At 72.5% G+C, this 13,183-nt stretch carries 11 protein-coding genes; 2 read left to right on the forward strand and 9 right to left on the reverse strand.

Annotation, left to right across the window (positions count from 1 at the left end; genetic code table 11):
- Positions 1 to 2,442, reverse strand: a 2,442-nt coding sequence (gene dnaE / locus ABZ641_RS13620; protein ID WP_359981574.1) for a DNA polymerase III subunit alpha, incomplete at its 3' end; no start/stop codon positions are given.
- Positions 2,443 to 2,675: 233 nt separating this feature from the next.
- On the opposite strand from dnaE, the gene ABZ641_RS13625 reads away from it, so the two are divergent.
- Entirely contained in the window at positions 2,676 to 3,689 is a 1,014-nt protein-coding gene (locus ABZ641_RS13625; RefSeq protein WP_359981577.1) for an MFS transporter, read from the forward strand.
- A gap of 108 nt (positions 3,690 to 3,797) precedes the next feature.
- On the opposite strand, the gene ABZ641_RS13630 is transcribed toward ABZ641_RS13625, so the two are convergent.
- The 5 genes from ABZ641_RS13630 to ABZ641_RS13650 form a co-directional block, all read right to left on the reverse strand.
- Positions 3,798 to 4,340 carry a thioredoxin family protein gene (locus tag ABZ641_RS13630; RefSeq protein ID WP_344623611.1) on the reverse strand — a complete coding sequence of 181 codons (543 nt, stop codon included), beginning with the start codon at positions 4,338 to 4,340 and terminating at the stop codon, positions 3,798 to 3,800.
- 201 nt (positions 4,341 to 4,541) lie between these two features.
- Entirely contained in the window at positions 4,542 to 6,968 is a 2,427-nt protein-coding gene (locus ABZ641_RS13635) for a SpoIIE family protein phosphatase (RefSeq protein WP_359981580.1), read from the reverse strand.
- A 225-nt stretch (positions 6,969 to 7,193) separates the two neighbouring features.
- Positions 7,194 to 7,688: a universal stress protein gene (locus ABZ641_RS13640; RefSeq protein ID WP_344623609.1), complete on the reverse strand. Its 495-nt coding sequence runs from the start codon at positions 7,686 to 7,688 to the stop codon at positions 7,194 to 7,196.
- A gap of 191 nt (positions 7,689 to 7,879) precedes the next feature.
- Entirely contained in the window at positions 7,880 to 8,308 is a 429-nt protein-coding gene (locus ABZ641_RS13645) for a hypothetical protein (protein WP_359981584.1), read from the reverse strand.
- A 77-nt stretch (positions 8,309 to 8,385) separates the two neighbouring features.
- The gene (locus tag ABZ641_RS13650; RefSeq protein WP_344623607.1) at positions 8,386 to 9,333 is read right to left on the reverse strand and encodes a chlorophyllase; all 948 of its coding nucleotides are present in this window, start codon (positions 9,331 to 9,333) and stop codon (positions 8,386 to 8,388) included.
- A gap of 175 nt (positions 9,334 to 9,508) precedes the next feature.
- On the opposite strand from ABZ641_RS13650, the gene ABZ641_RS13655 reads away from it, so the two are divergent.
- Complete coding sequence (locus tag ABZ641_RS13655) at positions 9,509 to 10,132, forward strand: TetR/AcrR family transcriptional regulator (RefSeq protein ID WP_344623606.1); 624 nt, start codon at positions 9,509 to 9,511, stop codon at positions 10,130 to 10,132.
- 136 nt (positions 10,133 to 10,268) lie between these two features.
- Here the strand turns inward: ABZ641_RS13655 and ABZ641_RS13660 are convergent, their stop codons facing one another.
- The 3 genes from ABZ641_RS13660 to ABZ641_RS13670 all read right to left on the reverse strand — a co-directional run.
- Positions 10,269 to 11,285 (reverse strand): ketoacyl-ACP synthase III family protein, encoded by a 1,017-nt coding sequence (locus ABZ641_RS13660; protein ID WP_344623605.1) that lies wholly within the window; start codon positions 11,283 to 11,285, stop codon positions 10,269 to 10,271.
- The gene (locus ABZ641_RS13665) at positions 11,282 to 11,971 is read right to left on the reverse strand and encodes an SRPBCC family protein (protein WP_359981588.1); all 690 of its coding nucleotides are present in this window, start codon (positions 11,969 to 11,971) and stop codon (positions 11,282 to 11,284) included. The genes ABZ641_RS13660 and ABZ641_RS13665 overlap by 4 nt, the downstream gene beginning before the upstream one ends.
- Positions 11,943 to 13,183, reverse strand: a 1,241-nt coding sequence (locus tag ABZ641_RS13670; RefSeq protein ID WP_359981591.1) for a thiamine pyrophosphate-dependent enzyme, incomplete at its 5' end; no start/stop codon positions are given. The genes ABZ641_RS13670 and ABZ641_RS13665, both read right to left, overlap by 29 nt.

Consider the following 13,183-nt stretch of genomic DNA (forward strand, 5'->3'; position numbering starts at 1 on the left):
GGTGAGCAGCGCGGCCATGTACTCGGCCGGGTAGTTGGCCTTCAGGTAGGCGGTCTGGTACGAGACCAGGCCGTACGCGGCGGAGTGCGACTTGTTGAAGGCGTAGCCGGCGAACGGGACCAGCACGTCCCAGACGGCCTGGATCGCCTCGTCCGAGTATCCGTGCTCGCGGCAGCCGGCCTGGAAGGGGATGAACTCCTTCTCCAGCACCTCCTTCTTCTTCTTGCCCATCGCGCGGCGGAGCAGGTCGGCCTGGCCGAGGCTGTAGCCGGCCAGGACCTGGGCGGCTCGCTGGACCTGCTCCTGGTAGACGATCAGGCCGTAGGTGGGGCCGAGGACTTCCTTGAGCGGCTCCTCGAGCTGGGGGTGGATCGGGACGATCTCCTGCTGGCCGTTCTTGCGCAGCGCGTAGTTGGTGTGGGAGTTCATGCCCATCGGGCCGGGCCGGTACAGCGCGGACACGGCGGAGATGTCGGCGAACTCGGTGGGCTTCATCAGGCGGAGCAGGGCACGCATGGGGCCGCCGTCAAGCTGGAACACACCCAGGGTGTCGCCCCTGGCCAGGAGTTGGTAGGTGGTGGGGTCGTCGATCGGGATCTTCTCGATGTCGACGTCGGCGCCCCGGTTGGCCTTGATGATCTTGATGCAGTGGTCGATGATGCCCAGGTTCCGCAGACCCAGGAAGTCCATCTTGATCAGGCCCATGGCTTCGCACGACGGGTAGTCGAAGCCGGTGATGATGGTGCCGTCCTTGTCCCGCATGTGCAGCGGGATCAGTTCGAGCAACGGGGTCGAGGAGAGGATCACCGCGGCGGCGTGCACGCCGGTGCCGCGGATCAGGCCCTCGATGCCCCGGCCGGTGTCGATGATCTTCTTGACGTCCGGCTCGTTCGCGTAGAGCGCCCGGATCTCGGTGCCCTCGTTGTAGCGCGGGTGGCTCTCGTCGAAGAGGTCCGCCAGCGGGACGCCCTTGCCCATCACGTCCGGCGGCATCGCCTTGGTGATCCGGTCGCCCATCGAGAAGGGGTAGCCGAGGATGCGGTTGGCGTCCTTGACGGCGGCCTTGGCCTTGATCGTGCCGAAGGTGTTGACCTGCGCGGTGTACGCGGAGCCGTACTTCTCGGTGACGTACCGCACCATCTGGTCGCGCTGGCGGTCGTCGAAGTCGATGTCGACGTCCGGGGGGTTGATGCGCTCGGGGTTGAGGAACCGCTCGAACAGCAGGTCGTGTTCCAGCGGGTCCAGCTGGGTGATCCCGGTCAGGTAGGCCACCATCGAACCGGCCGCCGAGCCGCGGCCCGGGCCGACCGGGATGCCGTTGTCCCGGCCGTACTGGCAGATGTCCGCGACCACGAGGAAGTACGCGTCGAAGCCCATCGGGGTGATGACGCCCATCTCCAGCTCGATCCGGTCCAGCACCTCCTGGCTCGGGTCGTCGCCGTAGCGGTGCTTCAGGCCGGCGGCGATCTTCTGGCGCAGGTAGGAGGCCTGGGTCTCGCCCTCGGGCACGTCGAACTGAGGCATCCGGTCGACGTAGGTGAACACCTCCTCGTACGACTCGATCCGCTCGGCGACGGCCAGCGTGTTGTCGCAGGCCTCCGGCAGCTCGCGGAAGAGCTCGCGCATCTCCTCCGAGGTCTTCACGTAGTAGCCGGTGCCCTGGAACTTGAAGCGGTTCGGGTCGTCCTTGTTCTTGCCCACGCCGACGCACAGCAGGCTGTCGTGGGCATCGGCCTGGTCGGCGGTCACGTAGTGGGAGTCGTTGGTGGCCAGCAGCGGGATGTTCAGCTGCTTGGCCAGGCGCAGCAGGTCGGCCCGGACGTCCCGCTCGATGGACAGGTCGTGGTCCATCAGCTCCAGGAAGTAGTTCTCCTTCCCGAAGATGTCCTGGTACGCGGCGGCGGCCTTGACCGCCTCCTCGTACTGGCCGAGCCGCAGCCGGGTCTGCACCTCGCCGGACGGGCAGCCGGTGGTGGCGATGATGCCGCCGGCGTTGGCGGCGATCAGCTCACGGTCCATCCGGGGCTTCATGTAGTAGCCCTCCATGGACGCGAGCGAGGAGAGCCTGAAGAGGTTCCGCAGGCCGGTCGCGTTCTGCGCCCACATGGTCATGTGGGTGTAGCGGCCGCCGCCGGAGACGTCCTTGCCGCCCTCGCCGTCCGCGCCGGTCGGGCGCTGGCCGCCGGGCGACCAGAACACCTGCTTCTTCTCGAAGCGCGAGCCGGGCGCCACGTACGCCTCGATGCCGATGATCGGCTTCACCGGGCTCTTGGCGGCGGCGTGGAAGAACTCGTACGCGCCGAACATGTTGCCGTGGTCGCTCATCGCGATGGCGGGCATGCCCTGTCTCTCCGCCTCCGCGAACAGCTTGCCGTTCTTCGCCGCACCGTCCAGCATCGAGTACTCGGTGTGCACGTGCAGGTGAACGAAGCCGGCAGACACGTGATGGCGCTCCTTGCTGATCGGGTCGGGGGAGGTGCACCACCCTAGCCATCGATGGAGATCGACTCGCCGTGAAGCACGCGCCACAACGATTCCTTGACGCGCCTGCCACGCCGCCCGGGCCCGGGTCGACGGGTTCTTGACGCCCGGGTCCGGCGACGGCGGCGGGCCGGGCTTCGCGCCGCGCCCGGGCGGACCGGTCACCGCGGCGGCCACCAGGAACAGCATCCGCAGTGGTACTTGCGGTGGCCTGCTGGCCGACCGCCGCCAATCTCCACTACGCGCAGCCGCTGCTCGAGCCCGTCGCCCGCTCCTTCGGCGTCGGTCAGGGCGCGGCCGCGACCGTGGTGACACTGACCCAGGCCGGGTACGCCCTGGGCCTGCTCTTCGTGGTACCGCTGGGCGGCGCACCTGGCCCCACCGGCCAGCGCGGCAGGGTCGTCGGCCGGGTGATGAGCGGTCTGCTGACCGGCATCCTGCCGGCCCGGACGGTGGCGAGCCTGGGCGCGGACCTGTTCGGCCGGCGCGCGAACTACGTGATCTCCGCAGTCCTGATGCTCGCCCTCGGCGTCGTCCTGCGCCGGCTGCTGCCCCGGCGGGCACCCGACCACACGGCCGGCTACGTCGCACTGCTGGCCGGCCTGGGCGGGCTGGTGCGGCGCGAGCCCGTGCTGCGTCGCCGTGCGGTGTGCCAGGCGACGATGTGCGGGGCGTTCACCACGTTCTGGACGGCCATCGCCTACGAGCTGATCGAGGAACACCACTTCGGCCAGGTGCAGATCGCCCTGTTCGCCCTGGTCGGCGCCGGCGGTGCGGCAGCCGCACCGGTCGCCGGCCGGATCGCCGACCGTGGACACGGCCGTAGCGCCGTCGGCGCCGCCCTGCTGCTCGCTCCGGGCGCCTCCGTGCTCGCCGCGCTCGGACACGGCAGCGTGCTGCTGCTCGCCCTCGCCGCGGTGCTGCTGGACTTCGCCGTGCAGTGCCATCAGGTGCTGAGCCAGCACGAGATCTACGCCCTGCGCGGCGAAGCCCGCGCCCGGATCAACACCGTCTTCATGACCACCGTCTTCGCGGGCGGCGCCGTCTCCTCCGCCGTCGCCGGCGCACTGCACACCACCCACGGGTGGACGAGTGTCTGCGCCTTCGGAACAGCGCTGCCGCTCGCAGGCCTGATGGTGTGGGCGCACGGCCAGTGGACGGCACGCACCCGGGCATGGGCGGACGCCGTGCCGCGGCCGAGGCCGTGACCACCGCGCACAGGGCACGACCAGAGGTGGTCGGCCCCGCCGAGGGGCGTCATCCGGATCCGGTCGGCGAGGCTGCCAAGCGTCAACGCCCGGCCCGGCGGTCGTCCGTCAGGCCCACTTGATGGAGCAGCCCATGCTCGGCCGGTGCGGTTCCGGGACGGTCCGGCCGGCAAGCACCAGGTCGACGGCGTGCCGCAGCAGGTTCCCGGTGACCGGTTTCCCGTTGCCGGGCGTCGAGTCGTCCATCGCGCCCCGGTAGGCCAGCTCGCGGTTGGCGTCGTAGAGGAAGAAGTCCGGTGTGCAGGCGGCCTGGTACGCCCGGCCGACGGACTGGTCGAGGTCGACGAGGTACGGGAAGGCCCACCCCGTGCGTGTGACCTGGGCGTGCAGCCCGTCGGTGCCGTCGGCGGGTGCGACGGCCGGGCTGTTGGTGCAGATCCCGACGACCGCGAGGTCCGGGAACTCGCCGACCAACTCGCCGAAAGCCTGCTCGACGTGCCGTACGTACGGGCAGTGGTTGCACAGGAAGGCCACCAGCAGGGCGGGTGCGGCGGCGAAGTCGTCCCGTGCGACGACCCGGCCGTCGATCGCGGGCAGCGAGAAGTCCGGCGCCGGTGTCCCGAGTGGGACCAGGGTGGAGACGGCGGCCATCTGACTCACTTCCTCTGATCGACTGCGGTGGCCGTGCGCATGCCACCATGGTCGTCCGACGGGGCCGGCGATTGCCAATCCACCGATGGGGGAGTGCCCGAGGAGCATGTCTCCCTCAGCCGTGTTCGCCTGGTCGGCGATGGTCACCGAGCCCGACCGCACTCGATTCCCGACCGGCGTCCGGAGGTGCTGCGGTCCTGGCTACGGCAGCGGCAGCTCGGTCCACACGGTCTTGCCGTCCCGGGCGTAGCGCGTACCCCAGCGTTCCGTGAGCTGGGCGACCAGGAAGAGACCGCGGCCGCCCTCGTCGGTCATGCGGGCACGGCGGAGGTGGGGTGAGGTGCTGCTGCCGTCCGAGACCTCGCAGATCAGGAAGCGGTCGCGGATCAGTCGCAGGATCACCGGTGCCCCGCCGTAGCGGTAGGCGTTGGTGACCAGCTCGCTGACGGCCAGTGTGGCGGTGAAGGCCAGCTCGTCGAGCCCCCACTCGGCCAGTGTGGAGGTGGTCAGCTCGCGGGCCAGGCCGGCCGCGGTGGGGTCCGCGGGAAGTTCCCAGGAGGCCACGTTCTCTGCCGCCAGCACCCGGGTCCGGGCGATGAGCAGCGCGACGTCGTCGTGGGAGGGCTTCGGAAGCAGCGCGCCCTGCACCGCCGTGCAGGTCTCCTCGAGCGACCGGGCGGGCCGGCACAGCGCCTCGCGCAGCCGCTGCAGCCCGATGTCGAGATCGCGGTCCCGCGTCTCGATGAGCCCGTCGGTGAACAACGCGAGCAGACTGCCTTCCGCGAGCTGCAGTTCGGCAGCCTCGAAGGGCAGCCCGCCCAGGCCCAGCGGAGGCCCGGGGGGCAGGTCCAGGAGGCTGAAGCGGCCGTCCGGAGTCACCACCGCGGGCGGTACGTGGCCGGCCCGCGCCAGCGTGCACTGCCCGGCGGCGGGGTCGTACACCGCGTAGAGGCAGGTGGCGCCGACGATCTGCCGGCCCGGTGGACCTCCGTCGGCCGCCTCCTGCTCATCGGCCAGACGGCTCACCAGATCGTCCAGATGGGAGAGCACCTCGTCCGGCGCGAGGTCCAGGTTGGCCAGGGCGTGGACGGCGGAGCGCAGTCGGCCCATGGTGGCCGCGGCGTGCAGGCCGTGGCCGACGACGTCGCCCACGACCAGGGCGACGCGGGCGCCGGAGAGGGGGATCACGTCGAACCAGTCGCCGCCGATGCCCGAGCTCGGATCGGCCGGCAGATAGCGGTGGGCGACCTCGACGGCGCGGTGCTCGGCCAGTGCGTGCGGCAGCAGACTGCGCTGCAGGGTCAGCGCCGCCTGGTGCTGCTGGGTGAAGCGGCGCGCGTTGTCGATGCAGACGGCGGCGCGGGCCGCGAGCTCTTCGGCGAGCGTGAGATCGTCCTGCTCGAACGGTTCGGGCCGTCCGGCCCGCCACAGGCTGACGATGCCCAGCAGCAGACCGCGGGCGGTCAGCGGGACCACGAGCAGCGAGTGGGCGCCCAGGGCGACGGCGCGCCTGGAGCGCTCCGGGTCCTGGAAGTACCAGCCCGGGCTGGACTCCAGCTCGAACTCGAGCACCGGCGCCTGCCCGATGAGGCACTTGGCCTGGGGCGTTCGGGGATCGAAGGAGAAGACCTCGCCGACCGGATACATCACATCGAGCGCGGCCTGCTCGACCGCCCGGACCGCCGCTCTGCGCATCGGCCCGGATGCCGTCCGAACAGGTTCCTCGCCGCGGATCACCGGCTCCAGGAGGTCCACGGCGACGGCGTCGGCCAGATCGGGGACCACGACGTCGACCAGCTCCCGGGCGGTCTGCGCCACGTCCAGGGTGGTGCCGATCCGGGCACTCGCCCGGTTGAGCAGCGCCAGCCGGCGCCGGGCCCGATAACGATCGGTGACGTCCTCCACCGTCTGGGTGACCCCGAGGACCTGGCCCGAAGGGTCCTGCATCCGGAAGGCCGAGATCGCCACCATGCGCTCACGGTCGGGATCCCGCCGTACCCGGCAGGGCTGCTCGGTGAAGATCAGCGGCTCGCCCGTCTCCAGGACCTGCCGCAGCAGTGCATCGATCGTCTCCACGTCGGGACCGATCAGGAAGTCACCCATCAGGCGGCCGTGGTGCTCTTCGACCGGGACTTCGCTGAACCGGGCGATCGCCCTGTTGACCCGCAGGACGCTCAGGTCGGGGGCATGTACCGCCAGACCGATCGGGGAGCGCCGGAAGAGGCCGTCCAGGACGGACCGGTCCGTCTCCCACTGGACCACCTCCTGGGCCGGCGCCATGACCAGGAACCACTCGCAGCGCAGGTCGACCCGGGTCACGGCACGGGCCCGGAAGCCCAGCTCCACCCTGTGGCCGCCACGGTGCAGCACCGGCAGCACCCCGTACCAGCCGTGCTCGCGCTCACACTCCGCGATCGCGTCCAGCACCGTGTCCCGATCGGCGGGGTGGACCAGGAACTCGGCGGCCGCGCGACCGAGCGCCTCGCCGGCCCGGTGGCCGAGCAGGGCCTCGGCCCGTTCGCTCCAGCCGACGACCGTGCCGCGGTCGTCCAGGACAGCCCATGCCGAACGGGCCACCGCGAAGGGGTCCTCTGGAGCCTCGCCGAACGCGGGCACCGGTGCGTCCATATCGCCAGTATCACCGAGGGCGGATCACCCGACGTGCCGAGACCGGCAGCGCCGCGAACCGGTCCGGGCCGGACCGCCGGGCGGCCGGGGGCGCCACCCGCGGCGGACGTGACGGCCGCGACGGGACGTGCCGGACGCGGTGGGTCCGGCCCCGGCGGTCAGTCGGCCCGCGGGGCCTGCTCGGGGTGGTAGGCGGTGAGCAGCAGGGGTCTCGGGCGGCGGTGCTCAGGAGGGTGCGGTGTCGTGTTCCGCCGGGACGACGACGACCGGGAGGCGGGCGTGGTGGACGACCTCGGTGCTGGTCGATCCGAGGGCGAGTCGTCCCCAGGCCCCCGATCCCCGGGAGCCGACCACCAGCAGGCCGGCGTCCTTGCTCGCTTCGAGGAGGACCTGCGCCGGGCGGCCGGGTTCGCAGACGATCTCCACGTCCACGAACGGTTCGCCGAGCTGTTCCTGCAGTTCTCGGACGGAGTCGGCCACGGCCTGCATGACGAGATCGCGCTGCTGGGGGACGGGCTGGCTGTCGGGGCCGGAGGAGACCGTCCATGCGAAGCCGGACTGCCGGGCGGGGGCGTACTCGTACGCGCAGACGGCTCGCAGGCCGGCGGCGCGCAGCCGGGCCTCGCGGAGCGCGAAGGTCACGGCATGCCGGGCCTGGGGCGAACCGTCCGTGCCAACCACGATCGGGCCGGCCGTGGGGCGGGCGGCAGGATCGGTCATGGGTGACCTCCAAGGACTCGGTGCGCGGCGTTGCGTGCGGCCGGCGCGGCCGGTAGGGGCACGGGTCCGGTCGGCCGTCCGTCGCGGGGTGCACTTCTCAGCCTGCCCCGGTCACTCCTGGGGCACCATCGCAGGCCGTGAGTCGTGTCCGGTCGGGCACGACCGGCGACCGACCGGTCGGCGGGGACCCGCTACGGCGCGACCGAATCCGGGGCCGCCCAGCGGAGCGAGTGCCAGGAGAGCACGGCGAGGGCCGTCGCCGCGGGCAACTCGGCGCTGTAGGCGAGGACTTGGGCGAGCAGGTAGTCGTGGCCGTGGTGCGCCGACCAGATGTCGAAGTAGGCGTCCATCGCCAGCAGGACGGCGGTGGCGGCGGCCAGCGGGCTGGTCGCCCGGTGGCGGCGGCGCACCAGTGCGGCGAGCAGCAGCAGCGCCGCCACCTCCATGACGTCCAGCCAGACCCAGGAGTTGGCGAGGTTGCGCGCGCCGAAGCGGCGGACGGACAGGGCCAGCACCACGATCCACGGCACCAGCAGGGCCGCGGCCGTCCGCAGCCCGATCGGCAGCCATCGCCGGACGTCCGCCTCGCGGACCGTCGGCAGTCGTCCTGTTCCCGTCACGCGCCGATCGTATCGGCCGGCGGGCCGCGCGCGGGGCCGGGGACACCGCGCGGGGTCCACCGTGCGGCCCCGGCGGGCTACTTGGCCTCGACTCGTCCGATCGGGTCGGGGTCGGTCGCCAGCGCCTCGCACGCGGTCTGCCAGGCCGTGTCGCCGGGGTGGAGCCGGCTGCGGAGGTAGGCGGCGGTGAGCTGCGCGAGGGCGGCGACCCGCGCGGGGTTCTCGTCGGTGGTCTCGGCGGCGTCGTATCCGGCGATCCCGCCGAGTCCGTGCTCCGCCCCGAACAGGGTGAGCAGGGACTTGGGGCCGGGGGCGAGGGTGTAGGGGTCGGCGTGCCAGTCCGGGCCCATGTCGGTGAAGTGCCGGGAGTCGTCCTCGTCTCCCGCGACGACCAGGGCGGGGGCGGTCATGGTGGAGAAGTCGACGGCGCCGACGATCGGCCACTGCTCGGCCATGGGCCCGTTGAAGGCGTCGCCGCCCCTGCCGGGTGCGGCGAGCAGGACGCCCGCCTTGATCCGCGGCTCGGCCAGGTGCACCACCTTCCCGGTGTCCGGGTCGGTGAGTCCGGCGCCCAGCAGGAGGGCGGCGGTGAAGCCGCCGAGCGAGTGCCCGGCGAGGGCGATCTTGGTGTGGTCGATCCGTCCCGCGAGCTGCGGCACGGTGCGCTCGATCGCGTCGAGCCGGTCGAGGACGTGGCCCATGTCCTCGGCGCGGGAGCGCCAGAAGTCCGGCGCGCCGGGGGCGTCGGCGACCAGGTGGCTCAGCGTGCGGGAGGTGAGGTGGGTGGGCTGGACGACGACGAAGCCCCGGGCGGCCCAGGCGTGGGCGAGCGGGGCGTAGCCGTTCAGCGAGGAGAGGTTGTTCGAGGGGCCGTGCCCGTGGGAGAGCAGGACGACGGGGAGGCCGGTTCCGGAGGCGGGGGCGGAGACGCGTACCTCGAGGTCCACGGGGCGTCCGGGAACGGGCAGGACCACCGGGCTGTACGACAGGACGGGGGCGGGGGCGGTGCGGGTGGATGCGTGCATGGTGGGCGGGTCTCCCTACTGCGGTGGGTGCCGCGGCCGACCGGAACGGGCGGCGGCGGGCACGGGTGATGGCCGGCTGCGCCCGCTTCGGCTAGCCTGAAGCGGAACGCTGTCCCGCTTACTATCCGGAACATCGTTCCGTTTTGTCAACGGGTGTCGGAGGGAGCGGAGAGTCGTGTCCAGCGAGAGCCCCACGGGAGGGGCGCCGGCCAGGAGCAAGCGGGCCGACGCGCTGCGCAACCAACAGGCGCTGCTCGCGGCCGCCGCCGAGGTGTTCGTGGCCTCCGGCGTCGACGCGCCGATCCGCCGGATCGCGGAAAGGGCGGGGGTGGGGACGGGAACGATCTACCGGCACTTCCCGACCCGCGCCGATCTCGTCACGGCCGTCTACCGCCACCAGATCGAGGAGTGCGCGGAGGCCGGCCCGGAGCTGCTGGCCGGTACCGGCTCCCCGTTCGCCGCCCTGCGGCAGTGGATCGACCTCTTCGTCGACTTCCTGGTCACCAAGCACGGACTGGCCGACGCGATGCAGTCCGACAGCAGCGGCTTCGCCGCCCTGCACGGCCAGTTCCTCGACCGCCTGCTACCGGTCTGCGGGCAGCTGCTCGACGCCGCGGCCGAGGCGGGCGAGATCCGGGCGGGCATCCGGCCCTACGAACTGATGCGCGGCATCGGCAACCTGTGCATCGGGGGCGGAGACCCGCAGTACGACCCCCGGCGGCTGATCGGCCTGCTCCTGGACGGCCTGCTCCTGGACGGACCGCTCCTGGACGGACCGCGGCGCCGCCGGCCGGAGTGACGCCGACGGCGACCGCTCGCCGGACGCCGGCGGGTGCGCACGGGGCACCGGGCGGGCGGGGCGACGGGTCGGGTCGCCGCCGAACGCCACCGTGCGACGTCGTCGGCGGTCGGGCCCCGGTTCGGCGAGCGGGCGCTCACCCGCCCCCGGCGCCCCAGCGGACGGCTGCCGCACCCGCGTAGTCGCCGGCGTGCGCGAAGCCGCCCAGCACCACCAGGTCGCCGTCCTTCACCCGACCGGACCGCCGCGCCCGGTCCAGGGTGACGGGGATGGCGGCGCCGAAGAGGTTGCCGCACCGGTCGAAGGTGTCGGGATGCCGGTCGGGCGGAAGTCCCAGCGAACGCCGCCAGTTCTCCAGGAATGCACGGTTGGGCTGGTTGGTGACCAGCACGTCGATCTCCGCGGTGGGGACGCCGATCCGCGCGCAGACCTCGGAGACCAGGTCGGGCACCAGCCGGTTGCCGCGTTCGAGGACGGTACCGACGCTCTCCTCGGTGAAGCCGATCCGCAGCTGGGACCGCCCCGGTTCCCAGTAGCGCCGGCCGTCCTCCAGGACGGCCGTCATGTCCCCACCGTGGGCGCCGATGTGGCGGCCGACCACGGCCAGCACCGGCGAGGCCGCCGACGTGGTGAGGTAGCCGACGCCGCAGCCGTCCCCGGGGATCGCGGCCTGGGCGAGCCGTCGCACCTCGGACTGGGTGAAGAGCTGCCCGGCGGCGGTCTGCGCGTTGCAGATCAGCGCCGTCCTCGCCTCGGTGGTGCGGAGGATCTGCCCGGCCAGCTCCAGCATGTGGACGAAGGAGGCGCAGCCCGCGTTGGCCACGTCGATCAGCCAGGACGGGTTCAGACCGAGCCGACGCGCGACCTCGGTGCCGGCCCCGACGAACGGGCTGTCCGGCAGCTGGCTGTGCACCAGCAGGACGTCCACCGCCCGGATCTCGGCCCGGCCGTGGCGCTCGATCAGCGGCTGGACGGCCTGCTCCACCAGGTCCACGTTGCTCTCCCCGGTCACGTGGTGCCGCAGCGCCGGGACGCGGAACATGGGGCTGTCCCTGAGCCTGTCCTCCGCCCCCGGGTGGTCGGTGTAGTACGAGGCGGGAACCGGCTCCCCGGGCAGGTGGCCGGAGACGTCGGTGAGGCTGACGGTCTTCACTTCGACCCCGGATCGGCAGCGGCGACCGCCGAACGCGGCGGCACGCTCACCGGCAGGGAGTTGTGGGAGCGGTGCTCCAGGATCGCCTTGAGGTTGGACATCTCCACCGTGTGCCCCGCGTAGAAGAGGTCCCAGTACGCGCCCACCCAGGCCCGGTCCGGGCCCGGGGCGAGCTCGGGGCGCGGGTTGGCGTCGTAGTACGGGTGCCGGCAGTTGGTCCAGGTGATGACGGAACCGGGCCGCCCCAGCACCGGTTCGGCGGGCACGACCCGCATCAGGTAGATCATCCAGAGCTGCTCGCCCTGGTCCCAGGCGCAGTGGAAGTCCACCGTCCGGGCCTCGGCGTTGGACTCCACCCGGCAGTAGATCCTGGTCCCGGCCTCCAGCAGGTCGTCCCCGACCCACAGGCCGGGGGTGCCGGCGGGCTCGAAGTTCCGCAGGCTGAACGTCCACTCCTCCAGGTGGTGCCCCTGACGCAGGTAGGCGTACGCGTCGTCCGGCGGGCAGTCGACGTACTCGTGGATCGTGCAGTACTGCCCGTAGACCTCCTGGTGCGGATGGGCCGGGCGGGTCAGTTCCGCACAGCGGGCCGCCAGGACGGCCGGTGCGGTGTTCTCCACCGTGGTCAGACCGGGCACGCCGGTCGGGCCGGACAGCTCAGCCGGTGTGGACGGTGCAGCGGTCATGAGCGCTCTCCTCGTGGTCGGCCGGCACAGGGCCGGCTGCGGTCAGGAAGGGAAGGAACGGGGGGATCTCCGCGGGGTCGACGTCCACGGCCACCAGGAGCGGACCGCTCGTCGTGTTGCCGCGCAGCAGCGCCTGTCGCAGCTGCAGTCCGGTGGCGGCCCGGTGCACGGCCAGGGTGGGGAACATGCCTGCCACACCAGCGGCGATGTCCGAGGGGAGGAAGAGGTTGGCCGGGTTCGGGGCACCCAGGAAGAGCTGCTCGCGGGTGGCACACATGGCGTGGGCGTTGTTGTTGAGGATCACGAAGGTGACGGGAGCGCCGTACTCGAGCGCGGTGTGCACCTCCATGCCGTGCATGAAGAACGCTCCGTCCCCGGCGAGCACGTAGCTGCGCTGCCCGGTGGCGAGTGCCGCCCCGATGCCGGCGCCGAAGGCGTAACCCATGCCGCCCATGCCGACGGCCACCACGAACCGCCCCCGCCGCGTCGCCCGGAGCCGGTGGATCGCGCTGGCTCCGGTGTTCCCGGCGTCCACGAAGACGTGGGCGTCCGGCGGAAGTGCGTCCGCCACCGCGGCCACCGCCGCGGTGTGGGAGAGACCTCCGGCACCGGGAGGCGGGGGCGCCAGCGGAACCGGACCGGCGTGCCCGGGGGCGGGACGGACGCCGGCGGCGAGCCGGGAGGCCAGTTGCCGCAGGGTGTCACGCAGACCGCCGGAGAGATGGAGTCCGGGGACGGACGGGACGAACGGCGGCTCGGGATCGACGCAGATCACGGGGGTCTCGGCCAGGGCCGACTCCAGCCCGCCGCGGGCCAGCACCGGTAGGCGGGTGCCGACGAGCAGACAGAGCTCGGCCCGTCGCAGACAGTCCAGGACGTTCGGATGCCCCATCACCCCGGCCACGCCCGCGAAGTGCTGGTCGTCGTTGTCGAACACGTCCCTGGCGTCCGGGGTGACCGCCACCCAGGCGCCCAACCTCGCCGTCAGGTCGGCGAGTTCCTGCTTCGCCCCGGCCGCGGCGACGCCCTCGCCGGCGATCACCAGCACCCGGGTGGCGGCGCGCAGCCGCTCCGTCGCGCGGTCCAGCCGCACGGCCGGGGTGCGCGGTTCGGGTATCGGGGTGGGCGGTGCCGCCCCGCGGGGTGTCAGGGTGGCCTGCTGGACGTCCTTGGGCAGCAGGAGCACCGCGGGCCCGCGCGGGTGCGAGCGGG

It is taken from the genome of Kitasatospora sp. NPDC007106 (assembly GCF_040634455.1).
In the GTDB taxonomy this organism is placed as follows: Bacteria; Actinomycetota; Actinomycetes; order Streptomycetales; family Streptomycetaceae; genus Kitasatospora; species Kitasatospora arboriphila.

What these genes read in the sequence shown, in the direction of transcription:
- ABZ641_RS13665 (WP_359981588.1), bottom strand. Translation starts at nt 11,971, where the DNA reads ATGACCGCTGCACCGTCCACACCGGCTGAGCTGTCCGGCCCGACCGGC.
- ABZ641_RS13640 (WP_344623609.1), bottom strand. Translation starts at nt 7,688, where the DNA reads ATGACCGATCCTGCCGCCCGCCCCACGGCCGGCCCGATCGTGGTTGGC.
- ABZ641_RS13650 (WP_344623607.1), bottom strand. Translation starts at nt 9,333, where the DNA reads ATGCACGCATCCACCCGCACCGCCCCCGCCCCCGTCCTGTCGTACAGC.
- ABZ641_RS13630 (WP_344623611.1), bottom strand. Translation starts at nt 4,340, where the DNA reads ATGGCCGCCGTCTCCACCCTGGTCCCACTCGGGACACCGGCGCCGGAC.
- ABZ641_RS13635 (WP_359981580.1), bottom strand. Translation starts at nt 6,968, where the DNA reads ATGGACGCACCGGTGCCCGCGTTCGGCGAGGCTCCAGAGGACCCCTTC.